Origin of the sequence: Pseudoalteromonas sp. R86517 (assembly GCF_042466295.1) — a bacterium.
In the GTDB taxonomy this organism is placed as follows: domain Bacteria; phylum Pseudomonadota; class Gammaproteobacteria; order Enterobacterales; family Alteromonadaceae; genus Pseudoalteromonas; species Pseudoalteromonas atlantica.
In genome coordinates this window covers 756,504-782,680 of sequence record NZ_JAXHCB010000001.1, presented here as the reverse complement: position 1 = coordinate 782,680, position 26,177 = coordinate 756,504, and the positions used below count along the sequence as shown (strand labels likewise).

At 40.9% G+C, this 26,177-nt stretch carries 17 protein-coding genes; 9 read left to right on the top strand and 8 right to left on the bottom strand.

Features of this window, described 5'->3' with window-relative positions:
* The first annotated feature begins 1 nt into the window (after nucleotide 1).
* From bcsA to fahA, 8 genes are all read left to right on the top strand, one after another.
* Complete coding sequence (gene bcsA / locus SJY38_RS03390; protein ID WP_288421652.1) at nucleotides 2–2,671, top strand: UDP-forming cellulose synthase catalytic subunit; 2,670 nt, start codon at nucleotides 2–4, stop codon at nucleotides 2,669–2,671.
* The gene (gene bcsB / locus SJY38_RS03385) at nucleotides 2,664–4,910 is read left to right on the top strand and encodes a cellulose biosynthesis cyclic di-GMP-binding regulatory protein BcsB (RefSeq protein WP_282337726.1); all 2,247 of its coding nucleotides are present in this window, start codon (nucleotides 2,664–2,666) and stop codon (nucleotides 4,908–4,910) included. The genes bcsA and bcsB overlap by 8 nt, the downstream gene beginning before the upstream one ends.
* Nucleotides 4,910–6,037, top strand: coding sequence for a cellulose synthase complex periplasmic endoglucanase BcsZ (gene bcsZ / locus SJY38_RS03380; protein WP_286744117.1), 1,128 nt, complete (start codon nucleotides 4,910–4,912; stop codon nucleotides 6,035–6,037). Before bcsB ends, bcsZ begins: the two co-directional genes overlap by 1 nt.
* Nucleotides 6,028–9,846, top strand: a complete 3,819-nt coding sequence (locus SJY38_RS03375; RefSeq protein ID WP_377109286.1) for a cellulose synthase subunit BcsC-related outer membrane protein — start codon at nucleotides 6,028–6,030, stop codon at nucleotides 9,844–9,846. The genes bcsZ and SJY38_RS03375 overlap by 10 nt, the downstream gene beginning before the upstream one ends.
* A 245-nt stretch (nucleotides 9,847–10,091) precedes the next feature.
* Nucleotides 10,092–11,585, top strand: a complete 1,494-nt coding sequence (locus SJY38_RS03370; RefSeq protein WP_138579263.1) for a peptide MFS transporter — start codon at nucleotides 10,092–10,094, stop codon at nucleotides 11,583–11,585.
* Nucleotides 11,586–11,730: 145 nt separating this feature from the next.
* Complete coding sequence (locus SJY38_RS03365) at nucleotides 11,731–14,478, top strand: metallophosphoesterase (RefSeq protein WP_288421649.1); 2,748 nt, start codon at nucleotides 11,731–11,733, stop codon at nucleotides 14,476–14,478.
* Nucleotides 14,479–14,786: 308 nt separating this feature from the next.
* A complete protein-coding gene (gene hppD, locus SJY38_RS03360) occupies nucleotides 14,787–15,833 on the top strand; it encodes a 4-hydroxyphenylpyruvate dioxygenase (RefSeq protein ID WP_273611799.1) in 1,047 nt (348 codons plus the stop codon).
* 130 nt (nucleotides 15,834–15,963) lie between these two features.
* Complete coding sequence (gene fahA, locus SJY38_RS03355; RefSeq protein WP_286744112.1) at nucleotides 15,964–17,277, top strand: fumarylacetoacetase; 1,314 nt, start codon at nucleotides 15,964–15,966, stop codon at nucleotides 17,275–17,277.
* A gap of 117 nt (nucleotides 17,278–17,394) precedes the next feature.
* Here fahA and putP read toward each other — a convergent pair whose 3' ends face one another.
* Complete coding sequence (gene putP, locus SJY38_RS03350; RefSeq protein ID WP_004588331.1) at nucleotides 17,395–18,873, bottom strand: sodium/proline symporter PutP; 1,479 nt, start codon at nucleotides 18,871–18,873, stop codon at nucleotides 17,395–17,397.
* 334 nt (nucleotides 18,874–19,207) lie between these two features.
* Here putP and SJY38_RS03345 point away from each other — a divergent pair, with 334 nt between their 5' ends.
* Nucleotides 19,208–20,431 carry an EAL and HDOD domain-containing protein gene (locus SJY38_RS03345; protein WP_054983013.1) on the top strand — a complete coding sequence of 408 codons (1,224 nt, stop codon included), beginning with the start codon at nucleotides 19,208–19,210 and terminating at the stop codon, nucleotides 20,429–20,431.
* Nucleotides 20,432–20,509: 78 nt separating this feature from the next.
* Here SJY38_RS03345 and SJY38_RS03340 read toward each other — a convergent pair whose 3' ends face one another.
* The 7 genes from SJY38_RS03340 to ccmD are packed head-to-tail and all read right to left on the bottom strand — an operon-like array spanning nucleotide 20,510 to nucleotide 26,176.
* Complete coding sequence (locus SJY38_RS03340) at nucleotides 20,510–21,241, bottom strand: VacJ family lipoprotein (RefSeq protein WP_286744108.1); 732 nt, start codon at nucleotides 21,239–21,241, stop codon at nucleotides 20,510–20,512.
* Between the two features lie 9 nt (nucleotides 21,242–21,250).
* The gene (ccmI, locus tag SJY38_RS03335; RefSeq protein WP_286744106.1) at nucleotides 21,251–22,501 is read right to left on the bottom strand and encodes a c-type cytochrome biogenesis protein CcmI; all 1,251 of its coding nucleotides are present in this window, start codon (nucleotides 22,499–22,501) and stop codon (nucleotides 21,251–21,253) included.
* Nucleotides 22,501–22,962, bottom strand: a complete 462-nt coding sequence (locus tag SJY38_RS03330; RefSeq protein ID WP_004588327.1) for a cytochrome c-type biogenesis protein — start codon at nucleotides 22,960–22,962, stop codon at nucleotides 22,501–22,503. Before SJY38_RS03330 ends, ccmI begins: the two co-directional genes overlap by 1 nt.
* Nucleotides 22,962–23,531 (bottom strand): redoxin family protein, encoded by a 570-nt coding sequence (locus tag SJY38_RS03325; protein WP_029773820.1) that lies wholly within the window; start codon nucleotides 23,529–23,531, stop codon nucleotides 22,962–22,964. The genes SJY38_RS03330 and SJY38_RS03325 overlap by 1 nt, the downstream gene beginning before the upstream one ends.
* Entirely contained in the window at nucleotides 23,531–25,495 is a 1,965-nt protein-coding gene (locus SJY38_RS03320; protein WP_029773819.1) for a heme lyase CcmF/NrfE family subunit, read from the bottom strand. Before SJY38_RS03320 ends, SJY38_RS03325 begins: the two co-directional genes overlap by 1 nt.
* A 1-nt stretch (nucleotide 25,496) precedes the next feature.
* Entirely contained in the window at nucleotides 25,497–25,976 is a 480-nt protein-coding gene (ccmE, locus tag SJY38_RS03315; protein WP_286744100.1) for a cytochrome c maturation protein CcmE, read from the bottom strand.
* Nucleotides 25,973–26,176 (bottom strand): heme exporter protein CcmD, encoded by a 204-nt coding sequence (ccmD, locus tag SJY38_RS03310; RefSeq protein WP_004588323.1) that lies wholly within the window; start codon nucleotides 26,174–26,176, stop codon nucleotides 25,973–25,975. The genes ccmE and ccmD overlap by 4 nt, the downstream gene beginning before the upstream one ends.
* Nucleotide 26,177: the final 1 nt, after the last annotated feature.

Below are 26,177 nucleotides of genomic sequence, written 5' to 3'. Positions count from 1 at the left end.
TATGAGCTTTTCTTTATTTTATAAGCGCCCAATACACAGTACTTTGTATTTACTGTTAAGCATTATTTTTACTGAAAAACTTGTACGTTATATTTTATTTAAGTTTCATAGTTATTTTAACCAGCACAAAGTAAACGTAATAGAAGCCTTTTTAATGCCTTTTATTACGCTGATTAGTTCATTGTTTATCAATATAAAAGACCACAAAATTAACTTTGAACTTATTTTATATGATTACTACCCGCATCTTCGCTTGCCGTACCGCACGTTTATTTATTCAAATATTTTGCGCTTTATCATTCAAAGCGTTTATTTGTTATTTTTTAAATACAAACCTAAAAATAACTCTGTAAGGGAGCGGCTATCAAATCAGTTTTATAATGGGGTAAGTTATTCACTTAAACAGTTGCGTTGGTTTGACTTAAAGCTAGGTAGATTACTAAAGCGTTTGTTATCAAAAAACGTTAAGGGTTCTAAAAAAAGTGCTTTTAAAACCATGGCTGACGCTAAGATTTGGCAAAATAAACTAATAAAATATGTGGTTGTAGCCTTTATATTGTTTTTACTGGCTATTTTTATAACCATTCCGTTTAGCCTAGAAGCACAAGCCGTGTTTATTAGTTTTATTTTGATAGTGGCATACGGGCTTAAGCGCGTTAAAGGACAAATGGCCACCATTGTAATGATCACCCTATCGGTAACCACTTCATCACGTTATTTATGGTGGCGCTACACAGAAACCCTCAATTGGGATGACCCTGTTGCGCTTACATTAGGCGCAGGCTTGCTGCTGGCAGAAACCTATGCGTGGCTAGTGCTCATTTTAGGCTTTTTTCAAACTATAAACCCCCTTGAGCGTAAACCCGTTCCGTTGCCAGAAAACACCGACTTATGGCCAACAGTTGATGTATACATTCCTACTTATAATGAACCATTAAGCGTTGTACAGCCTACCACACTTGCGGCGATGAGCATTGATTGGCCTGCTGATAAGCTCAACGTGTATATTCTTGATGATGGCAAACGCCCTGAGTTTAAAGAATTTGCTCAAAAAGTGGGGGTGGGTTATTTAACACGGCCCGATAATAACCACGCTAAAGCCGGTAATATGAATAGCGCCATGCGCTACACTAACGGCGACTACATTGCTATTTTTGACTGCGACCACGTACCTGCCCGCTCATTTTTACAAATGACCATGGGGCAATTTTTAAAAGACAGCAAAGTATGTTTAGTGCAAACACCGCATCACTTTTTCTCAGCAGACCCGTTTGAGCGTAATTTAAATAACCACAGCCAAATCCCTAATGAAAACATGCTTTTTTATGGGTTGATCCAAGATGGTAATGACATGTGGGATGCCACCTTCTTTTGTGGCTCATGCGCCGTTTTAAAACGTGAAGCACTCGACAATATTGGTGGCTTTGCATTTGAAACGGTAACCGAAGATGCCCACACTGCACTGCGTATGCAACGTGCCGGTTATAAAACCGCTTATATAAATATCCCACAAGCTGCAGGGCTTGCCACCGACAGCCTCTCTGCACATATTGGCCAGCGTATTCGTTGGGCTCGGGGTATGGCGCAAATATTTAGGCTCGATAACCCAATTTTAGGTAAAGGGCTCGATATACCACAGCGCCTGTGCTACTTAAACGCCATGCTGCACTTTTTATCGGGTATTCCGCGTATTGTATTTTTAACCGCGCCACTGGCGCTCATATACTTTAATGCTTACATTATCTATGCGCCGTTTTTAGCTATTTTTATTTATGTAGTGCCTACACTCATACAAATAAAAGCGACCAACTCACGAATTCAGGGTAAATATCGCTACTCTTTTTGGGGTGAAGTGTATGAGTCTGTTCTTGCCTGGTACATATTAAAGCCTACAACCGTTGCGCTAATAAACCCTAATAAGGGTAAGTTTAACGTAACAGAAAAAGGCGGCTTAAATGATAAAGAACATTACGATTGGGGTATATCTAAACCCTACTTGGTACTTTTACTCATAAACTTAGTTGGCATGCTTGTAGGTGTTTTACGCTTAGGCTTTGGCGATCCGAGCCAAGTGGGCGTTTTGTTAATCAGCATGGGCTGGGCAATTTATAATATTATTATTTTAGGCGCTGCGGTAGCCGTTGCAGCAGAGGCAAGGCAAGTAAGGCAGTCACACCGTATTAAGGCAAACTTTCCGGCGGGCGTGCGCTTAGCAAATGGGCATACGTTAAAAGTTAAAATTACCGATTACTCTGATAATGGAGTGGGTATTGAAACAGAGCACGCTCATTTATGCCGAGTAAACGACAAAATAGAGCTATTAATGAGCCGCGGTAATAAACAGTTTTCGTTTACAACGTATGTATGTAACACCCGAAACAAACAAATAGGCTTAACGTTAAAAGATCTCTCGCTCGAAAAGCAAAAAGCATTTATACAATGTACTTTTTCAAGAGCGGATGCGTGGCTTGACTGGCAAAATAATTTTCGTCATGACCGCCCTTCATATAGCTTTAAAGAAGTACAAAAAACAAGCCTAAGAGGATTTAGTAATTTATTGTTTCATGCTCCTAAGCCATTACAACCCTTTGTAAAACTAATGACAAAAATTGTTGTATATATAAACTCTTTCACCCCTAAAAAACCAATAGTGCATTATAATTATGATTAAAAATTTGCTTAATACATTTCTAATACTGTTTTTAACATGCAGTGCTTACAAAGCATGTGCTATTGAGCCAATGCACGATAAATCTGTGTTTATAAATGGCTACCCAGAAAGCGCCAACGTGTCTAGTTTAAGATTAGACTTTGCTGCTTTAGGCTTTGATGGCTACAAGCTTGATGGCATAAACAACAACTCAAGAGTGGATTTTACCAACCGCATTGATAAATTAAGCACCGATTTACAGCTTAATTTTTCGTACACAAACTCGCCATCATTGATTGCTAACGTGTCGCATTTAAAAGTGTATTTTAATGAAAACTTAGTCACTGTACTGCCCATAAATGAGCAACTAAGTGTGGTTAAAAATACCGTTAACCATAGCCTAAAACTCAATGCTAAGTATGTACAAGACTACAACCAAGTACGGTTTGAGCTTGTTGGTTATTATGATTTACGTTGCCAAGATTACTTTAGTCGCTCTATTTGGACCGAAATTAATAAATCGAGCAATATCACGCTCAATCAAAAGCAACTGGCAATAGATAGCCGTTTAGAATATTTACCAGAGCCCTTTTTTGATGCCAAAGATTACAATAAGTTAAGCTTACCGTTTGTGTTTGCAAAAACACCTAACACCAAAACGATTGAAGCGGCTGCGACTCTTTCAAGCTGGTTTGGCGCGCAAGCTGACTGGCGTGGTGCTGATTTTCCGGTGGTGATTAACAAATCATTAGATACGCACAGCGTGGTTTTTATTACCAACGATTCAAAGCCTGACTTTTTAAAAGACTATCCCGATGTGGAAAAGCCAACCGTTGAGATTATTTCAAACCCACTACATAGATACAGCAAAATGTTGCTTATTTTAGGGCGTGATGAAGACGATTTAAAAACCGCCGTCACGGGATTGGCCTTTGGCCATAAAGTCATGACCGGCAGAACCGCTAGCATAGAAGCAATTAACCAACTACCGCTTCGCAAGGCGTACGATGCCCCGCGCTGGTTACGCGCTGATAGAGCTGTACACTTTGACGAATTAATTGATTTTGACAATCAGCTACAAGCACAAGGGTTAAATAACGGCCCCGTAAAATTAAACGTGCGCTTTGCTCCAGATTTATTTACTTGGCGTGAAAAAGGCATCCCCATTACATTGCAATATCGCAGCACACCCGAGAGCGAGTCTTTGGACTCTCGGTTAAATATGTTGATTAATCAAAAGTTTATTAGTGGATATTTGTTAGATAATGACGACTCTGCACTCAATACTACAAAAACATTATTGCCACTTATTGCCAATACCGATACTACACAAAACGCAGAAAACTTTTCACTTAATGGCATAAACTTAGCCACTCGGAACGAGCTAAACTTTGATTTTAGATTTGGTGTGCTGAAAAAAGGTGAGTGTGCAATAGCACCACCTGGTGGTGAGTTTGGTGTTATTGATGGTAATTCTAATATTGATGTAAGTGGCTTTGATCATTACATTGCCCTGCCAGATTTGAATGTTTTTGCGAACAGTGGCTTCCCGTACACCAAATATGCCGATTTACAGCAAACACTTGTACTAATTGACCCGCAGCCTTCTGCAAAAGCGTTAACTTTGCTGTTTAATCTTACCGGTCATTTTGGCGCAATAACGGGGTATCCAACCCACAGAATGACAGTGGCCCATTTAAATGAAAATGTTGATTTAGACGACAAAGATATTTTAGTTGTTGCAAAGCCTGGCAGCAAAGCTCAGCAACTAGATGAAGATGCGCATACAAACGTACTTTTAACCAATAACCAACGTGAAATAAAGCAAGCAATTTACAACGGTGCATACGATGAGCAAGCCACAGATAAAATACAAGTGAGTGTAAAAAGTAGCGGAGATATGGCGGTAATTACAGCTTATCAATCTCCTTTTGATTCTGAACGCTCTGTTGTGTCACTTAATGCCACCACTGAAAAAGCATTTGGCTTAATTGATAAAACCCTTATGGACTCGCAAACATTAAGCCAATTAAAAGGCAGTGCTGCGGTTATAAACTCACAAGGCGTTAAAACAATAAAAACTGAAGAGCAATACTTTGTTGGTCATATTCCTGTACATACGCTGGTGTGGTTCCATTTATCTGACCATCCATTTATTTTAGCCCTGCTTTCTATATTAACGCTGTTACTAATTTCATTTATTTTATGGCGATTACTACAAGCACTCACCCATAAGCGTTTAGCTGAAGGAGATGAATAATGACATTACTTAACCGAGCATTATTAGTAGCCGCTTTTTTAAGTTTTTCTGTGTCAGCGCAAACGCAGCAGTGCGAGCCTTGGCAGGGGTGGCACGTATTTAAAAATCACTTTATTAGTGATGACGGTCGCGTAATAGACCTAGGCTCAAAGCAAAATATTACCACCTCAGAGGGGCAATCATACGCACTATTTTTTGCGCTAGTAGCAAATGATAAAGCCGCGTTTGATAGCATTTTAGATTGGACGCAAGACCATCTCTCTGAAGGCGATTTAAGTACACGTCTGCCTGCGTGGCAATGGGGTGAAACAGGCAATGATACCTATGGGATTATAGACTCAAACCCAGCATCAGATTCTGATTTATGGATAGCATATAGTTTATCGCAAGCAGCTATTTTATGGGATGACCGCCGCTATAGTATTTTAGCTGCTGTATTAGCGCAGCGTATTATGCGAGAAGAAACCGCCTATATTTCAGGGTTAGGGCTTACTTTATTACCCGCCCCTGCTGGGTTTGAATTTGAAAATAACACCTATAAACTCAACCCTAGTTATTCACCGTTATTTATTTATCAGCAATTTAGCAAACTATACCCGCACTCACCTTGGCAGCAATTACATGAAGCGTCTGCAAAGCTTATTTTAGATACCGCTAAAAACGGAGTTAGCCCTGACTGGGTGATGTATAGCCCAGCAAAAGGTTTTTATTACGATAAAAAAGCAACCGATTTAGGCAGCTTTAATGCCATTAGGGTTTACTTATGGGCCAGCATGATGGCGAACGATGCGCCATACAAAGCACAACTAAGCGAGCAGTTTACCCCTTTTGTAGAGGCTATAAACAGCCGTGGCTACGTTCCTTTAAATACCTATGCACGCTCTGGCAAAACCCAAAAGCGTGGCCCATTAGGCTTTAATGCTGCCCTACTGCCCATGCTAAAAGAAAATGGCGATGATTCTTTGGTTATGGCCATTCAACAAAAGTTAATGGTCGATAAGTCATTCACACAAACACGCTATTACGACAGTGTATTAAACCTGTTTGGTAGTAGCGCGCTTAATAAGCGCTTTTCAATAACAGCAGACGGGACGCTCAAGCCAAGGTGGAGCACTGAATGTCGTTAAAATGGGCTGTTGTTTGTACGTTAGCAGTCAGCGCAAGTGTGCATGCTAAAACAAATAATGACATTGATACACACTCTGTTGAGTGGCTTTTAAGCCAAATCAATATTGGTGAAGTGCAAGAAAATAAAGATTTAATTGCCGATAGCTTACAAAAGCTATTGGCCATTGCCCCTAATCGAATAGAAAGCCAGTGTGCGCTTGCTCGTTTTGAGTTTGCTAATGGTAAGGCTATACAAGCAAATCAAATTTTAAGAAAAATTGACGGTAACAACACACGTACCCACCCTTGTGTAGAACAGTTACGACTAATTGCTAGATTAGAAAACGAAGACAAAGCAGATATACAGCAAGCTAAATTACTTGCCCGTGCGGGACGTTACGAACAAGCGCGATTAATTTACAACAGGCTTTTTAAAAACACCTATCCAAGCTTAGCGTTTGAGCTTGAGCATTTAAGTTGGTATGCACAAGAGCAAAGCCAATGGAAAAATGTAAAAAAAGGCTACGAAAGGCTACTACGCAGTTACGAAAACATCAGCGCGGTAGATATTGCATATGCGCGCCACTTACTCAGAAATAACCCCACTGATAGCACCGCGCTAACTATTTTAAGTAAATATGGTGCCACCTCTCGCTACAGTAATGAAGTAGAAACAATCTGGTTAGGTGCTTTATCTAACATGCAATTAAATAGCGCTACAGAAAAACAATTTCAGCGCTACTTTAGCGTGTATCCGTTTAGCAGCAAAGGCGAATTACAGTATCAAGATTTCAAAAAAGATTTAAAAGCGCGACAAAAATTATTAGCTAACCCGGCCTACCAACTATGGCTTAAAGGTGAGGCGTTACTTGAAAAAAACAAGCTCGTTGCCGCAGAGCCGCTTTTACTAAAAGCACTCAAAGGACGCCCTAACGATGGCGCAATTATGCGCAGCCTTGGCACCCTTTATTTGCGTATGGGTAAAAATCAAACATCTTATAATTATTTTACTAAGGCGTATTCGCATACCGCCGACTTTGCCGAGCGAGAAACGCTAAAAGACTTAGCAACCACAGCGAAGTTTTGGCTTTACATACGCCAAGCTAAAGAAGCCATAAATAATAGCCAGTTTAAAACGGCGTTGCTTAAATTAAATTTAGCCGACACACTTGAGCAAGACCCTGCTAGCGTTTTGTATAACCGCGGATTGTTACAATTTGCTCAAGGTAATTATTCACAAGCGGCCGCTATTTATCAAACCGTGTTAAAAAATGATCCGCTTAATAATGGCGCTCTAACAGGGTTATTAGAAATTGTTGAATTGGATAACAATGAGCAATCGTTAATCAAGTTTTATAATGCTTTATCTCAGTCTCAAAAAGCACAACTTAAACCTGTGTATGCGGCAACGTTAAGTAGCCAGCTTCGCGAAAAAGCACGCCAATATAGTGATGCAGGCGATACAGAGCTTGCTGAGCAAACCTTAAAAGAGGCTATTGAACTGGCCCCTGAGCAGCCTTGGCTTTATTACGATTTAGCGTTTATTTATCAACAAAACGGGTTAACTAAAAAGGCAAAAACGTTATTTAATAATGTGCTTTGGCAGTTTCCGCTCAATCCACAGTTACGTTATAGCCATGCTTTATTTTTACGCTCAATTGATGATTATCAAGGCGCTTTAAACACCTTAGAGTATGTGCCGGTTAATGATCGAAATGACGACATAATTTCTCTTGAGCAACAACTTAGGCTCATCGAGTCTCTTCGACAAAGCGAGCGACACTTAAATACTAAAAATAGAACCACGGCTATTTTTCATTTAAGTAATTTAGAAGCGCAAAATTTAACTCCTGTAATGAAAGCCGAGCTATCGCGTAGCTGGTATCAAATAGATGAGAAAAAACACGCTCTAAAGTTAATTAATACTGCATTAAATACTGAGCCTACTTTATCACCTTATTGGCATATGCTTTACGCGCAGTGGCTATTAGAACAAAACGAGCGCCCTGCTGTAGAACAATGGTTTTCTCATTACAGCTTGCCTAATAATGCAAGTGCTGGCGAAGTAGAACAGTACGTCAATTTATACACCACGTATATTAATCAGTATTACGAAGGTGGCGAATTATTAGCAAAGCTTAACCAGCTTGATCAAAAGTACCAAAGTACACCCGCCATCACCACGGCATTAATAAATGCTAATTTAGCTCTGGGGCAGCAAGAGTCAGCAATTATTGTTTATCAGCAAAAACTGAAAAACAATCAGCCAATTGAACCTCAAGCAATGCTTGCAATAGCAAAAGCTTACAGAGAATTAGGTAACGACTTTCAGGCAAAAGAAGTTACTGAGCGCGCAATAACGCAAACAGATGATCAGCAAGCCTACTTACAACGCCAAATAATGGCCTCGTTAAATGACTTTAATTACGCAGGTGATGCTTTAGCTTTAGCCAATCAATTAATTGCTAAATCACCCAATGATAAAGAGCTTAGTTATTTGGGCGCTGAAGTTGCCCGAAATTTTAATGAACAAGACCAAGCTAAGCAATGGTATTTAAAAACGTTATCAAGCGAGCAACGACTAAACGATGAATCGTTTTATAAACAAATTGCTCGCATAGATGAAAATGATGCGTGGTATATTAATGGCGCTAAGCGCGAGCTTATTAATGAGCAAAGCAAAAACCAAGCTTACATTGCTATTGGGGTTAACTTTAGTGGCCAAACAAGCACCGAAAGCGAGGCAACTCTTGGCGCAGGCTTAGTACCTATTGAGGCCTACTTTCCACTTTGGCAAGGCCAAGGGTTTATTAAAATAGACCCAACCACTATTAGCGCACAAACAACTCGCTTTGATGAGCAATTTGCTGGTAGCCGCTACGGCCAAGGTGCACTTTGTATATTTACCTGTGCTATTGATGAAGTAAGCCCTGAGCAAGATGGGGTCGACATAGGTATTGGATGGCAAAATGAAAATTGGCGTGTTGATGTAGGCACGACCCCACTTGGCTTTTTAATTGAAGACATAGTATGGGGTGTAAATTACGCCAACAGTATTGGCGACTTTGGTTATAGCCTAGAGCTCGAAAAACGCCCTGTAACAAGCTCCGTGCTTTCTTATGCTGGGCTTGAAGATGTAAATACCGGTGAAATTTGGGGCGGCGTGCGCTCAACAGGCCTAACTGCCAACCTATCTCATGACTTAGGTGGCGATTGGGGCTTTTGGTCAAGCGCCGACTTTACGCTCTATAAAGGGCAAAATGTTAAAGATAACCAACGCTATAGAGTAATGGGCGGGTCTTATTATCGCGTTATTAGTAATCAAGAGCGTGAGTTTACCGTCGGCGCAAGTCTATTACATTGGGCATACCAGTATAATTTAAGTGAAGAAACATGGGGCCACGGCGGTTACTATAGCCCACAAAACTACGTTGGGTTGTCGGTGCCTTTAAGCTACGATGCGCGCTGGGGCGATAATTTTGTTTATCGCTTAAAAACGGGGATTTCGTATTCGCAAACAAAAACCCAAGCCATTGATTTTTATCCTAACGATACTGACTTGCAGCTACAAGCCTACGATAGAGAAGCGATTACCGGGGTAGACCCTGTATTTGAGAGTGATGACAGCTCTGGCGTGTCATACAATCTTGAAGGGAGCTTTGAGTACCGTATAACGCCGCATTGGTTTTTTGGTGGTTATTTAGCCATCGATCGCGCTGACTTTTACGAACCAAACTTTGGCCAGCTCTATATTCGCTATTACTTCAATCCTGTGTACGGGACGTTAGAGTTTCCTGGCACCCCAATTATTCCCTACGCAGACTTTTAACGCAGTGCAAGGTGATACATCGCGAATGCTTCCCCTCGCACTAAGGTATATGTATACTTGAGCGCAATTGTAACTAGGATAAGGGTGTGTCTCTTACCTTGTGGTGTTACTACCATTTAGCAAATCATTATCTTAGCTACAAATAATATACAGATGGTCGAGCGTTTTAGTGCCCCATGGCACAAAACAGCTAAAGCAAAAAATTATAAGGCCATTACAACAATTCTTAAAGTTAGGAAGTAAATATGAGTTCAGCTCCAGATAGTGGTTGGTTTGGCCACCCTAAAGGACTTTCGACATTGTTCTTCACTGAGATGTGGGAACGAATGAGTTACTACGGCATGCGAGCGATGCTCGTATTGTTTATGACAGCAAGCCTACAAGAAGAAGGCCTTGCCTTTACGGTTGCATCAGCTGCTGCAATTTACGGTTTATACACAGGTGCCGTTTATTTCTTAGGCTTACCGGGTGGTTGGCTAGCGGATAGATTATTCGGTGGTCAAAAGGCTGTATGGTACGGCGGTATCATCATCATGTGTGGCCATATTATTTTGGCCGTGCCTCATGAGTATTCATTTTTTATTGGTTTGATCTTTGTTGCTACAGGTACTGGTTTGCTAAAACCAAATATCAGCGCAATGGTAGGCCAGTTATACAGCGATGCTGATGAGCGCCGTGATGGCGGTTACGCTATATACTACATGGGTATTAACTTAGGTTCTTTAATTGGTTACTACGTATGTGGTTACTTTATGGAAAACGTAGGTTGGCACTGGGCATTTGGTGCAGCTGCTGTGGGTATGGCTATTGGCTTAATCCAATATAAGCGTACGCTTAACAACCTACCAGAGCACAGTGCATTACCGGCTAACCCATTAAGCGCTAAAGGTACATCTCGTGCATGGTTTGGTATTGCTGCTTTTGTTGTTATTGCCGCTGGTGTGACCGCTGCAGCAATGACGGGCGCAATTATTATTAACCCAACTGTTGTAGCAGGCTACACAGCTGTTGTGTTTACTATTATATTCTTTATTTATTTCGGGGTTATTTACTTTACAGGTAAATTAACAGCGGGCGAAAAACAAAGAATGTGGGCACTATTTTTAGTGTGTGTTGCCTCTGCGTGTTTTTGGTCTGGCTTTGAGCAAGCGGGTTCATCACTTAACCTATTTGCCCGTGATTACACAGATCGCCTTATTGGCACTTTTGAAATTCCGACTACGTGGTTCCAATCTTTAAACTCACTATTTATTATTGCTTTATCGCCATTTTTTGCCGCGCTTTGGATTAACTTATCTAAAAAGATGGTATCGCCGACTTACAGCGTAAAATGTGCAATGGGCTTAATTATTATGGCTTCGGGCTTTTTAGTTATGTTTATGGCCGCTCACTACGCAGCTGAAGGCTTAAAAGTAGCGCCATACTGGCTAGTAACAACTTACTTTTTACATACAGTAGGTGAGCTTTGTTTAAGCCCTGTAGCATTAAGTGCGGTAAGTAAACTTTCGCCACGTCGTTACACAGGCCAAATGATGGGTGTATTTGTATTAACTTATTCAATTGGTAACATTATTGCTGGCTTACTGGCTGGTAACTTTGATCCAAATAACGTTGAAGAAATCCCTAACTTATACTTACAAATTGCCTTATTTAGCATTGGCGTAGGTATTGTTTTAGTGCTTATGAGCTTTAAAGCGAAAGTATGGGAAAAACAAGGCCTAGAAGAAAAAGCTGCATAATATTGCACGTTTAATTACGCGTAATACTATTTATAATTTCCCCCATAGCCGCTATGGGGGAAATTTTCTCAAATTTCTATATCACCTCGCTGTAAACTGCTATCATCTGCTGATTAATTTTTAACTAGTCTCAGGGACGCAGTACATGCGCTTGTTAACTTTATCTCACACCCTATTTTTAACCTTAAGCATTGTTTTTTTATCAGCCTGTGGTGGTTCAGACGATCAAGTTACAACTAACCCTAATGATCCCGTTGAGCCTGAGCCTAGCGAGTTAACAGTATCTACAACTACCGGTTTAGATGTCAGCCTTGATGAAGGAAGCTTTTTACTGACTGTACCTGCCAATGCTGTCTCTCAAAACACTGAACTTACACACGAAAAAACAGTATTAGATGATGCAAATGCACTACTAAATATTATCTCAGATATACACCTACTCACCCCAAGTACGCTTTCTTTTAGTGATCCAATTACTATCAGCATAAAAATACCTGATGATTACCAATTAGGAGGCCAGCTATTTATTGCTAGACAATCTGGCGATGGCTGGGAAGTTATTGATAACTCTTTTGTTGCAGATGGGTTTGTAAGTGCGCAAGTAACAACACTAGGAACCTTCGCTATTATGATGCAGCGCAATGAGGCCTTTGCCGCTATAGGCCCAACGTGTGATGCCACAGCCACAGAGCAATCGGTTAGATTTGTTCATGTTGCCGACCTACATGCGCGATTCGGTTATGAGGAGCAATATTTTAGCCGCATAAAGGCCTACTACAACCAAGTACTAGCACAAACGCCGCATACCCTTTTTACCAACGGGGGGGATGACTACGAAAAAGGCACTGTTGCTGAGCAACTATCACAAGGTAGCGCTACAGAAGAAGCCATTAAAGCCATGCAGTTTGATTTACGTGTGGTCGGAAATCACGACTATGCATGGGGGCCAGAAAAACTATTAAGCTACTCGCAAGATGACATCGCCATAGTGCTTGCCAGTAATACACGCTATGAAGGCGAACAATTACAAGACTTTGCCGCTGTAGGCTTTGCTAAAGTACAAGTAGGCTGTGTGACCTTAGGTGTATTTGGTATGACCTCAGTACCTTGGAACGAGCTAGACGAACCGATAGATGATGAGCCTATACCTGATTTTATCAAACAATTTAAAATGAGCTGGCAGTGGCAACAAATAGCACAAAGTATAGTAAACCAATACCAAGACGATGTTGACTACATGGTAATGCTAAGCCATTTAGGTGAAGGCTTAGACATTGATATGGCAACCGATGTAAGCGGTATTGATTTAGTGTTAGGCGGCCATACTCATGGCGGTGAAAGTTATAATACGCTCGAGAACGGCGCTGTGGTTATTCAGCCAGATTTTTACGCCAAAGGCATCACCGATGTTACTCTTACGTTTAACTTGCAAGATAAAACATCACCAGTAATAGATTACAGCACCATTGAAACTGACAGCATTAGCGAACGTGATGAACCAACTAAGCTGGCAATTGATGAAATTATGGGCCGCTATGCGCCTGATGCAAATACAGAAATTGCTATTTCTGAAAACTACCCAAGTAGTTTAGAACTTGCAGAAATAACGGCTTTAGCTGCAGCCCATGCAAGTGATATAACGGCGGCCCTGCTTAACCCAGAATTAGTACAAACGAGGTGGACACCAGGGACCTTAACGCAAGAAGACTTTCATAAAGCCTACTATGTTGAGCGCCAGCCCTCTAACACTCCGGGCTTTAATTCGTTATATAGCGTAACGGTTACAGGTAGCGATTTAAACACCATGTTTGCCAGTCAGCCAGATTGGTTTTTACTCAAACCAGATGATATACAAGCTGCGAGCACTTATCAGGTTGCGTTGTTTAAAGGCGCAGCACTTAATCCTGAGCTATTTTTTAGCGGTGTTACCTTTTCAAACGTTGAAGCCATTGACGAAGCATGGTGGTTACTTGATCAATATGCGCGTTTTAGAACAAGCCAGTGCTTATACCTAGATACCGATAATCAACTCTTTTCATGTAATGAGCAAAGCAATGTCACAGTGTGGAATTTTGACGATGCAAATAGCCCTTTGGCAGCAGATTATGGCCCTTCAGTATTGAGCTATTTTGACCCAGAACAAACAAACTGGGGCCCTGAAGAAACACAATATAATACAACTCAAGCACTTGGTATTGCTGATTTTGCTGATGGCAGCTCAGGTGTAATGGCGTTTTCACGCCACGCCCCTACCGAGGGGTTATTAATAACCTTAAATACACCTGCCAATGGTGATTATGCAAGTGAAGGAATGGTTTCTGATTACACCTTAGTAATGGATTTATATTGGCCAGAAGAAGGCAAAGATATTTATCGCGCTATCATGCAAGCAAACACACAAGATTACCTCACTGATGATGCCGATATGTTTATCGACCCAACCGGCGGTTATGGTAAATCAACCAGTGATAGTGGTTACTTTGGACAAACAGAGCCTGAAAACTGGCACCGAGTTGCATTTGTATTTTATACCGCCCCCAGTAATGGGGTATTTGAAGTGTACATAGACGGCGAGCTTGCTGGTGTGAAAGAAGACGGTGAAATAAATAACACCTGGGCATTAACGTCATCTGTTTTACTCTTTACAGATAACAACTTTGAAACAGTGCCCGGTTATTTAAACGCCCTTTTATATGCTGGGCGCGCCCTGACTCGAGACGAAATTAAAAGCATAGGCAGTGCACAATCAAAGCTGACATTTACCCCTACAACACGGGTATTAAACCAAGCTATTGAGCGCCATTACCAAGCAGCTCCAACCGTAACACCTAATCTTTGGCTCGAGCAGCGCAACACGTTTTTTAACAATCGCACACAAAGTGTAAACAATTAAATACAAAAAACATTACGTAACTACATTTTTAAAAGAGGTTTTATTTTTATAAAACCTCTTTTTTATTTATTTATATCAATATCTTAAACTTTAATAAACTAAAAGCATCAAGCTAATAAATGCTCGTTTACCCTAAAGCGTAAGGTATAAACCTATTGACTAAGTAAACGTCTTATTAAATTTACAGTTTGCTCAAATGCTAAATCTGCTCCCCCTCTTCCCCAAACTTAAAATCTAGTTGATTATCTAGCTCAACACGACAACAACACATAAACGCAGTAGCAATATTTATTGCAGGAGTAATAAAAATGAGTGAAGCAAATAATCCACTAGGTTTAGTTGGTATTGAGTTTACTGAATACGCAACACCTGATGCAGACTACATGGATAAAGTGTTTACTGATTTTGGTTTTTCAAAATTAAAAAATTTTAAAGGCAAAGATATTGTCTATTACAACCAAAACGACATTCACTTTTTACTAAATAACGAACGCGATGGTTTTTCTGCTGAATTTGCAAAAAGTCATGGCCCAGCAATTTGCTCTATGGGTTGGCGCGTTGAGGATGCACAGCATGCATTTGAAACAGCTGTAGCACGTGGTGCAAAACCCGCAACCGACTCAACCCATAAAGACTTACCTTACCCCGCCATTTACGGTATTGGCGATAGCCTGATTTACTTTATTGAGCAATTTGGTGATAAAGGGTCTATTTATGAGTCTGACTTTGAAGATTTATCATCACCTAATGTAGTTGAAGATAAAGGCTTTATACGTATAGATCACTTAACTAATAACGTTTACAAAGGCACTATGGAAACATGGGCAAACTTTTACAAAGACGTGTTTGGTTTTACTGAAGTACGCTATTTCGATATTAAAGGTCAAAAAACAGCGTTGCTATCGTATGCATTAAAATCACCCTGTGGCACCTTCTCAATTCCTATTAATGAAGGTAAAGGCAATGACAACAACCAAATTGACGAGTATTTAGGCGAATATAATGGCCCTGGTGTACAACATCTCGCGTTTTTAACTGACGATTTAGTTAGCTCGCTTGATAAGCTTGATAAATCGACCATTGCTACTTTAGACATTATTCCTGAATATTACGACACTATTTTTGACCGTGTGCCGTGGGTTGCAGAAGATAAAGAAAAAATTCGCGAGCATCAAATATTAGTCGATAGCCAAAGTGAAAACTGCTACCTACTACAAATTTTCTCTAAAAACCTATTTGGACCTATTTTTATAGAAATGATCCAACGTGTAGATGATGGTGGTTTTGGTGAAGGTAATTTCCAAGCATTGTTTGAGTCAATTGAGCGAGACCAAGAGCGCCGCGGCGTTTTATAACTTATTTGAGTAAATTAAAAGCAGCGATCTTCGCTGCTTTTTGTCGTTTTAATATTTAAAAAGTAGGGTGCAAGATACAAGTATGCTTAAATAAATGCATGCACCCAACATCAAACCTAAAGGATAAGTAATGAGCCAAATTAACGAAACCCACGACATTAATTTAACTAGCTGGGTAGAGTCGGCCAATATTAAAGGCTGTGACTTCCCGATTCAAAATTTACCTTTTGCAGAATTTCGTACTAAAAACACAAATGAAGAATTTAGAGGCGGGGTTGCTATTGGCGATCAGGTTATTGATTTAGCAAAATTGAGCCACTTAAACATTTTTACCGGTGATGCTAAAACAGCCCTGGATGCAGCAAGCGAATCAACACTAAATACATTTATGGGTTTAGGGGAACAATACTGGTCAGCACTGCGCTTAGCGCTTTCAAAAGCATTGCGTGAAGGCGCTAAGCAACAAAAAGAAGTGCAAAGTACCCTTATTGCTCAAGCTGATATAGAGTTTTCACTGCCGTGTCATATTGGTGATTACACCGACTTTTATACCTCAATTTACCATGCAACCGCCGTTGGTAGCTTGTTTAGACCAGACAACCCGCTTTTACCAAACTATAAATGGGTGCCGATTGGCTATCATGGCCGCTCTTCATCTATTGATGTATCGGGGCAAACGTTTCACCGCCCTAAAGGGCAAACTAAAGCGCCCGATGCAGATACCCCATCATTTGGTCCATGTAAACGCTTAGATTACGAGTTAGAGCTTGGTATTTACTTAGGCAAAGGCAATGCGCTGGGTGATGCTATCGCCATTGAAAACGCTGAAAACCATGTATTTGGTTTTTGTGTATTTAACGATTGGTCAGCACGAGATTTACAAGCGTGGGAATACCAACCATTAGGCCCGTTTTTAGCTAAAAACTTTGCATCAACCGTATCGCCTTGGATTGTCACCACTGAAGCACTTGCACCTTTTAGAACTAGCTGGACACGTGATGAAAACGATCCTCAGCCAATGCCGTACCTAGAATCTGCCGCTAATCGCGAGCAAGGTGCATTTGATATCCAAATGGATGTTAAAATTCAGACTCAAAAAATGCGTGATGAAAACCACCAACCTACGCAGGTCTCTGCCTCAAGCTTCAAACATTCATATTGGACTGTGGCGCAAATGGTGACCCATCACACTGTAAATGGCTGTAACTTTATGCCAGGTGATATGCTCGGCTCTGGCACGCAGTCAGGCCCTACACATGAAGAAGCGGGCTCTTTATTAGAGCTTTCTCGTGGTGGTAAAGAAAAAATAACCCTGAGTAATGGTGAGCAACGCAGCTTTTTAGAAGATGGCGATAACGTAATTATGCGCGGCTGGTGTGAAAAGCCAGGCTATGCCCGTATTGGCTTTGGTAGTGTAGAAAGCACAGTATTACCTGCTAAATAACTTATTGGTTATTGATATGTCCTAAATAAGCAAACACATTTGAGGACAACACATAGCAAATAAAAAAGCCACCTAGTTAAACTAGGTGGCTTTTTTCGTATCTAAAGTACGGGTTTATTAAAGGTCTTTTTCAACCTCATCAAATAGCGCAGTAATATTTTGCGCTGGCTCTTTCGTCGCTAAGCTTACAACGACAATTGCAATACTTGCTAAAATAAAGCCTGGTACAATTTCGTACATGTAACTGCTTAAGCTTTGCCCATCAATCATAAATGGTGAGTAAATCCAAAACAGAACCGTACCAGCACCTACAACCATACCTGCTAGTGCGCCTTCAAAGTTCATGCGTTTCCAGTACAGGCTAAATAAAACCAGTGGGCCAAATGCCGCACCAAAACCTGCCCATGCATTACTTACTAAGCTTAATATTGAGCTGTCTCTATCGTACGCTAAGTAAATAGCACACAAAGCGACTGCTGCTACACTAATACGTCCTACAGTAACAAGCTCTGTGTCGCTTGCTTCTTTGCGTAAAAACGTTTTGTAAAAATCTTCAGTTAACGAACTTGAGCTAACAAGTAACTGCGAAGAAATTGTACTCATGATTGCAGCTAAAATAGCCGCCAATAAGAAACCTGCAATTAATGGGTGGAATAATAACTCAGAAAGAATTAAGAAAATGGTTTCTGGGTCTTCAACAACAATGTTGTTTTCGTAAGTGTACGCGGCACCAAATAAACCAGTACCCACAGCACCAATGGCTGCAACTATCATCCATGTCATACCAATACGGCGAGCCGTTGGCATATCTTTTACGCTACGCACCGACATAAAACGTACAATAATATGAGGTTGACCAAAGTAGCCTAAGCCCCATGCCATTGCCGAAATAATCCCTAATGCAGAGCCTGCACCTATCCAATTAAGCATATCGGGGTTAACGCTATGAAGTGTTGACTCTAGCGGTTGATCTAATAAAGAGTAAGCAACGGTCGGTACCAGTATCAAGGCAATAAACATAATACAGCCTTGCACAAAGTCAGTTAAGCTAACTGCTAAGAAGCCACCAAATAAGGTATATAAAACAACAACACCAGTGGTGATGTATAAACCCATTTCGTAACTTAAGCCAAACGAGCTTTCAAACAATTTACCGCCTGCTACAACACCTGATGATGTATAAAGCGTAAAGAACACAATAATTACTACCGCAGAAACTACACGTAAAAGGTTTGATTTATCATTAAAACGATTAGAGAAGTAGTCTGGGATTGTGATTGAGTCGTTTGCTTTTTCAGTGTAAACACGCAAACGAGGCGCAACTAAAAAGTAGTTTAACCACGCACCAATAACCAAGCCTATTGCTATCCATGTGCTACTAAAGCCAGTAACGAACATAGCGCCAGGTAAGCCCATTAAAATCCAACCACTCATATCCGATGCGCCAGCAGATAATGCTGCAACACTTGGAGATAAGCTACGTCCACCTAGCATATAACCCGAAACATCACTTGTAGACTGTTTGTATGCATAAAGTCCAATGCCAAGCATGACTATAAAATACAATGCCAGTGAAATAATCATTCCTGTTTCCAAATTCGCCTCCACAAAGTTGTATAAAACAGGCTTTTAATCCTAATAATGACTCTTAAAATATTATAATAAAGACACTATTGGGGTAAAAACCATCCGTCTTGACTATACCATGCTTAAAGGTGATAACTCCAACTTGTTACACTGAAGTGAACAAAAAACAGCCGGATTGACTATTTAACCCTCAAACACCCGATATACGGTAAATTTATTTACATATATAGCTAATATTTAATAACAATTCATTAAATCAATAATAATTACCTAATGCTATTTCGAACGTTTTGCCATATATTATAACCATTACTAATAATTATTATTTTGTACGGAACTATTTATGTATTTTTATGCTGCACGCCAACCTATTTTAGACCGCGAAAAGGAGCTTGTTGGATACGAGTTATTATTTCGTGATGGCGTTGATAATGTATTTCCAGACATAGACGGTGACGAAGCAACAACGAAGCTAATCGAAGGGAGTCAGTTTAATTTTGGCTTAGAAGATTTAACTGGCAACAAACCCGCCTATATTAACTTTACCCTAGAAACCTTACTTAAAGGTTACCCTACTATGTTAGGGAAAGAGACGGTCGTTGTAGAAATCCTTGAAACAGTGCAACCAGGTAAGCGCTTACTGGCTATTGTTAAAGATTTAAAAGAAAAAGGCTACACCCTAGCGCTTGATGATTACATTCACCAACCAGTATGGCGCCATTTTTACCCATTTATCGATATTTTAAAAATAGACTTTTTAACCACTGATGAAAGTGCAATAAAAACCATAATTAACGATATTAAAGCCTATCCACACATCAAGCTTTTAGCTGAAAAAGTAGAAACCTATGAAGCTTATAATTTAGCTCTAGAGCTTGGGTTTGAATATTTTCAGGGGTTCTTTTTTTCAAAGCCTGAAATGGTACAAAGTAAAGCACTACCGCCATCAGAAATGGCATTAGCAGAGCTGCTTTACGAAACCTCATCTGTTGAAATGGATCTTAAAAAGATAACCGATGTGTTTGAACGTGACGTAAATCTATCATACAAGTTATTGCGTTATTCAAACTCAGCTGCGTTTGCGCGCAGAGCCGAAATAAACACAATCAAACAAGCACTCATCGTCCTTGGCGCTAACGAAATTAAAAAGCTGTTATCTTTGTTATTTGCAGCGCAAGTTTCTGCCGATAAACCTGTTGAGCTAATTAGGCTTTCGCTAACACGTGCACGATTTGGCGAACTACTTGCTATTTCACACGGGCAGTTTAAAGATACCGGTATGGCCTTTTTAACTGGCATGATGTCGCTTATGGACGCCATTTTAGATGAAACCATGGAAAGCGTTATGCAAAAGCTCCCGCTGTCTGCAGAGATAAAAGCTGCGCTATTGAATGACGAAGGCCTGCTTGCTCAGTATCTAAACTTGGTTAAGTTTTATGAGCACGCAGATTGGGAAGCCGCCAACGAAATTGCTAAACAATTAAATTTAGGCGAAGAAGTTGCCAACGCATACCATGACGCCTTAACCTGGGTTAATGAGCAAATGCAGCTGATGGTTAAAGAATAATAAACATTAGAGCTTATTTAAGCTCAAAATACACATAAAAAAATGCCAGCAATTGCTGGCATTTTTTATAGCTGTTATTTATAGGCTTTCTAAGAAGTCTTCATCAAAGTCTTCAGGCTCTTCTTTGATTGGTGGATTGCCGTCGTATAGCTCATAAAGCTGACGCTGAAAGTATATGTCTTTAACAAATAAATACGGGTCGAGTGAATCATTAAGTAAGCCTTCTTGCGGGATAAGTGAAGCACGAGCTTCGACCGCTTTAAGCGCAAAAACTAAAATAGTTTGAGGCGTAGTCAGAGCGATTTCTGGTAACACAAAGTTATCAACTACATCGCCTGTTAAGTTACGTGCTGTAGTCGGCCCCATTGCTGGCAGCATAATATATGCGCCATCGCCAACGCCCCACACGCCCAATGTTTGGCCAAAGTCTTCATCTACCAGCTCAAGTCCAAGTGAACTTGCAACATCAAAAATACCAAATACACCTACCGTAGAGTTAACTAAAAAACGCGCTAAACTCACGCCTGCGTTGCCTGCTTTACCTTGTAGCCCTGCGTTTATCATATCAACGGGCGCACTAATATTATCGGTAAAGTTAACAATCCCATTGCGTACAGGCACAGGGGTCACTTCTACATACCCTACAGCCACAGGGCGTAAAATATAAGCATCAAGAATATCCATATTAAAGTCGTACAATGGACGGTTAATGCTTTGTAGCGGATCGCGCTCATCAATTTTGTTTTCTGGTACTTGTGCACATCCGGCTAGCACCAATAAACATAAAAAAGTAAAACTATGCTTTAACATCTAATGTCCTTAAGGTATTAATGTATCAATTTGAAGTTGGTAGTCACTTACGTTTTCACGTTGTAGTGTCTCAGAGTGACCCTCTAACTCACCACTACTTGGCATAACTGACTCATCGATTGAGATCCGCGCTGTGATCACAATATCTTTAGCACTTGATAAGTTTAACCCATCAACCATTGCATTAGCATCAGTGAGTTGCACTGTTAGCGGAAAGCTGTATTCATTTAGTTTAACAACCGCTAATGGCATAGGAGAGCCTTGAGCAGCCTTGGCAAAAATAAATAAAGTCCCCTGCTGAGGCTGCTTATCGAAAAGCTCATCCGCTAAGCTCACAGTAACACTAATAGCACTATTAGCAGAGACCGGCATTACAGAGCCCTCATTTTGCATTTGTTGCTCTATATCGGAAATACGCTGCGCTATCATTGAATAACGCGTATCGCTTTTATCCATGCTTGCCAGTAATACTTCAAACGCCGCTTTGGCTTGCGGCCAGTCCTTGCGCTCATAGGCAATAAGCGCTAATAAAGAAATAGCATCAAGGTTTGTTGGTTCAACCTTTAGCACTTTAGATAGCATACCCGCTGCACGCGTCATGTTCTCTTCACTGCCTTCAAGCAGTAAAACTTGGCTGTAGCTAATGAGTACTTGCATGTTGTCTGGGTTCATTCGAAGGGCTTTATCAAACGATTGCTGCGCCATATCAAATTCGTTTAACGACATAGCCACACGTCCAAGCAGCATCCACGCAACTTCGTCATCGCCTGACTCACTAAGCTTAGTGCGCAGCGCTAGAGCAAACGCTTGCAACTCGTTTTTAGTTAGAGGCTCACCTTTTTGCATTACCGCACGCTCGCCATAATCTGCAAGGTTATCCATTGCATCATACCACGCTGCTATTTGCTGCTGGCTCCCTGTAAAGGTGTAAAAAACACCGGTGAGGGCTAATAAAAATGCTGCGCCTGTTAAAGCAAAAATACGGTTATTACCTTTGCTATTAAGCGATTTTTCTGGTGAAAGCTCGTTCAATAAACGACGTTTTAGCTCAATAACCGATTCACTGTGGCTTTGCGCATCAATACGTTGATTGTCTAAGTCGTTTTGCAGCTCAAGTAAACGCTGCTCGTAAATGCTGATCAATTCTGCATTAGCATTGTGAGTAATGGTTTGCACGCGCTCTTTTTTTAAAAAAGGCAACATAATAAAAGCTAGTGCAATTAGTGTGAGTAAAGTAAAACACGCCCACATTAGAATCATTAATTTTGCTCCTGACGTTTATTTTCTGCAATTAACTTAGCAAGTTTTGCTTCATCATCGCTGTTCCAGGTTTGCTTAACTGACGCCTTACGCTGGCGAATTACAATAAAACCAAAACCCAAAATAACAATAAGCACAGGTAAAACCCAAAGTACTAATGTGGCCGGTGTTACAGGCGGATCGTAATGAACAAAATAACCGTATCTGTCTATCATGTAATCGATTACTTCGTCTTTTGTTTTACCTTCTTTTACCAGCGCGAGTACCTTGTCGCGTAAATCTTTTGCAACAATGGCATCAGAGTCTGCAATATTTTGGTTTTGACATTTAGGGCACCTGAGCTCTTTGGTTAACTCTTCAAAGCGCACAGCTTGTTGGTTATTGTCAAACTGGTAGCGATCTTGCTCGGCATACACTGCCATACTTATAAAAAAGCTCAGGGTTAATAAAAACACTCGCATTAATTTAGCTCCTGCATAACAGGGGCAAATTTAGCACGCCATACGCGCGGGTTTAGATCCCCTGTATGGTGTAATAAAATTTTACCCGTTTTATCCACTAAAAATGTTTCAGGGGCACCTGATACACCTAAATCAAGTGACAAGGTACGGTGCAAGTCTAAAATATTAAATTGGTATGGGTCGCCAGCACGGCTGAGCATATCGCTCACATCGGTGCGCAAAGCCTGCATATCAAATGGGCCATCAAAATCGGCATCGTACCCTTGTACATAGTACAAACCAATAATTTTTACGCCTTGCTCGCGTAGCTTAGTTAAATACCCTAGTTCAACTAAACATGTAGGGCACCAAGTCCCCCATACATTAAGTAAATAAACTTCGCCTTTTAGGCTTTCATCTGTCCAGCGCTTATCATCTTGCATTAAATCAGGCAGGTTAAACGCAGGCATCGTTTGGCCTAGTCGTCCGGTTTGAATTTCACGCGGGTTGGCAAACAAACCTTGATACAAAAATACACATAAAAATATGAATATTAATAACGGTGCTAAAGCTAAAATTTTACGGTTCATTACGCATTCTCCAACGCTTTTTTGCGTGTACTTGCTGATGTACGGTAGCGTTTATCGAATAAAATCATAAACCCTGCAAGCGATATAAGTACACCGCCTATCCACATCCAACGCACGAACGGTTTGTGATAAATACGCAGTGACCATGCCCCTTTACTTAATTGCTCACCGAGCGCTAAATATAGGTCGCGAGTAAAGCCGGCATCAATTGCCGCTTCGGTCATAAATTGCATACCAATATCGTATTTGCGTTTTTCTGCATGTAACTCAGTCACTAGCTTATCGTTATTGAATACCGACACTACACCAGCATGCCCACTGTAGTTAGGGCCGCGTATTGATTTAACGCCATCAAATCGGTATTCGTATTGGTTAAGCGTGACAATATCGCCTTGCTTCATAGAAACATCACGCTCCACCGAGTACGCCGAAGTAAGTGTTACGCCAGCAATAACAAATGCTAAACCAACGTGACCTAGCACCATTGCCCAGTAGCTAATGCCTAAACGTTTAATGCCTTCTTTTAGCGTTCCGTGAACCGACGCCTTGGCGTATAAATCTATAGCAGTTGAGACTGCAACCCATACACCTAATGTGGTTGCTAATAATGTAAGTGGTTTTACGACATCGTAGCTTGAGAACAACCACGCACAGGTAATAACAACACTTATTAACACACCTATTAATACTTTATTTTGTAGTACAGCCCACTTGTTTTGTTTCCAACGAAGAAAAGGCCCTATTCCCATTAATATGGCAAATGGTACTAATAAAATGGCAAACATTTTATTAAAGAACGGTTCGCCAATAGAAATACTGCCTAGGCCCATTTCTTTATGCACCATAGGTAACAAAGTACCTAAAAGAACAATTAATGTGGCTACCACTAAAAAGATGTTGTTAAGCCATAAGGCCACTTCGCGTGATACAAACTTGTAACGGCCTTCGCTTTTAACTTGTGATACGCGCAGCGCATACAGCGATAAACCGCCGCCAACAACAATGCCTAAAAATGCTAGAATAAATAAACCTCTATCGGGGTCAGTGGCAAATGCATGCACCGATACAATAATGCCTGAGCGAACAATAAAGGTGCCTAATAAGCTTAGGGAAAATGCAGCGATGGCAAGCAGCACAGTCCACGATTTAAATACACCGCGCTTTTCTGTCACGCTCAAAGAGTGCAATAAAGCCGTAGCAACTAGCCAGGGCATAAGCGATGCGTTTTCTACCGGATCCCAAAACCACCAGCCACCCCAGCCAAGCTCAGAGTAAGCCCACCAGCTGCCTATGGTTATTCCTAAACTTAAAAAGCCCCAAGCAGTCATCGTCCATGGGCGAGACCATTTAGCCCAGGTGTTATCAAGTTTACCTGTTAAAAGTGCTGCAATAGCAAATGAAAACGCAACCGATAAACCCACATATCCCATATACAGTAATGGCGGATGAATGATCATACCTGGGTCTTGTAGTAGCGGATTTAAATCACGCCCTTCAACAGGGAAATACGGCAGTAAGCGTTCAAATGGGCTTGAAAGCAGTAGTGTGTACATCATAAAACCGACACCTAAAAAGCCAAGCACACCTAAAACACGTGCACGCAACACCCAAGGTAGCGATTTAGAACGCATAGCAACTACGGCGGTCCACCCAGCTTGCATTACAAGCCACAGTAAAATAGCGCCTTCGTGCCCACCCCACGTAGAGGTAATTTTATAATACCAAGGCAACGTACTACTTGAATGGTACGCCACATAAGATACCGTAAAGTCATCTGTTAAGCTGGCATAGATAAGCGCAGCAAACGAGAGAAGTACAAAAGCAAATTGCCCAACGGCTAAAGACGGGGCCGCACGCATTAAACGAAGATTACCGGTATGCGCGCCCCACAGCGGAAAAATACACAGTAAAACGCTTAGCACCATGGCAAGCGTTAAAGAAAAATAACCAAGTTCTGGGATCATATTAGCTACCGCTATCTAGGTTGTATTTTGGTTTTTCGTGTTTAATTCCTTTTACGGCTTCTGCTACTTCTGCTGGCATGTATTCTTCATCATGCTTAGCCAGTACTTCAAAAGCTTCAATCACGTTTGGTTCTACAAGCACACCTTGCGCTACAATACCTTGGCCTTCGCGAAATAAGTCAGGCAAAATGCCTTGGTATTTAATTGTTACCAATGGCCCAGTATCAATCAGTTTAAAGCTGACTTCTAAACTTTGTTCATTTCGAACGACAGAACCCGGCACAACCATACCGCCAATACGCAACTTTTGCCCTATTTGCGGTTTTTCTTTATCTGGGCCTTTGCCGTCTATTAGCTCGCTTGGTGTATAAAATAAGTTTATGTTTTCTTGTAGTGCATAAAGCACTAGGCCTACAGAGGCACCAATACCAAACAGTACTGCAATAATTACCAATAGGCGTTTTTTACGTCTTGGGTTCATGAGATTTGTTCCTGCTTCGCTTTTTTAATTCGCGCTTCACGCGCAACTTGCTGCTCTACTGAGGCCATAATACGTTTTGTATCACGTAAAGAGCTAAATAAAATGCCCAACAAAATTAAGGCGCATGTACCAAATGAAAGCCACACGTAAAACCCGTAGCCTCCCATTGCAATAAAATCAGAAAAAGAGTCAAACTGCATA

Excerpts from the sequence above, each read along its gene's own strand:
- bcsA (WP_288421652.1), top strand. The coding sequence starts at position 2 with ATGAGCTTTTCTTTATTTTATAAGCGCCCAATACACAGTACTTTGTAT.
- bcsB (WP_282337726.1), top strand. The coding sequence starts at position 2,664 with ATGATTAAAAATTTGCTTAATACATTTCTAATACTGTTTTTAACATGC.
- bcsZ (WP_286744117.1), top strand. The coding sequence starts at position 4,910 with ATGACATTACTTAACCGAGCATTATTAGTAGCCGCTTTTTTAAGTTTT.
- SJY38_RS03375 (WP_377109286.1), top strand. The coding sequence starts at position 6,028 with ATGTCGTTAAAATGGGCTGTTGTTTGTACGTTAGCAGTCAGCGCAAGT.
- SJY38_RS03370 (WP_138579263.1), top strand. The coding sequence starts at position 10,092 with ATGAGTTCAGCTCCAGATAGTGGTTGGTTTGGCCACCCTAAAGGACTT.
- SJY38_RS03365 (WP_288421649.1), top strand. The coding sequence starts at position 11,731 with ATGCGCTTGTTAACTTTATCTCACACCCTATTTTTAACCTTAAGCATT.
- hppD (WP_273611799.1), top strand. The coding sequence starts at position 14,787 with ATGAGTGAAGCAAATAATCCACTAGGTTTAGTTGGTATTGAGTTTACT.
- fahA (WP_286744112.1), top strand. The coding sequence starts at position 15,964 with ATGAGCCAAATTAACGAAACCCACGACATTAATTTAACTAGCTGGGTA.
- SJY38_RS03345 (WP_054983013.1), top strand. The coding sequence starts at position 19,208 with ATGTATTTTTATGCTGCACGCCAACCTATTTTAGACCGCGAAAAGGAG.
- SJY38_RS03340 (WP_286744108.1), bottom strand. The coding sequence starts at position 21,241 with ATGTTAAAGCATAGTTTTACTTTTTTATGTTTATTGGTGCTAGCCGGA.
- ccmI (WP_286744106.1), bottom strand. The coding sequence starts at position 22,501 with ATGATTCTAATGTGGGCGTGTTTTACTTTACTCACACTAATTGCACTA.
- SJY38_RS03330 (WP_004588327.1), bottom strand. The coding sequence starts at position 22,962 with ATGCGAGTGTTTTTATTAACCCTGAGCTTTTTTATAAGTATGGCAGTG.
- SJY38_RS03325 (WP_029773820.1), bottom strand. The coding sequence starts at position 23,531 with ATGAACCGTAAAATTTTAGCTTTAGCACCGTTATTAATATTCATATTT.
- SJY38_RS03320 (WP_029773819.1), bottom strand. The coding sequence starts at position 25,495 with ATGATCCCAGAACTTGGTTATTTTTCTTTAACGCTTGCCATGGTGCTA.
- ccmE (WP_286744100.1), bottom strand. The coding sequence starts at position 25,976 with ATGAACCCAAGACGTAAAAAACGCCTATTGGTAATTATTGCAGTACTG.
- ccmD (WP_004588323.1), bottom strand. The coding sequence starts at position 26,176 with ATGCAGTTTGACTCTTTTTCTGATTTTATTGCAATGGGAGGCTACGGG.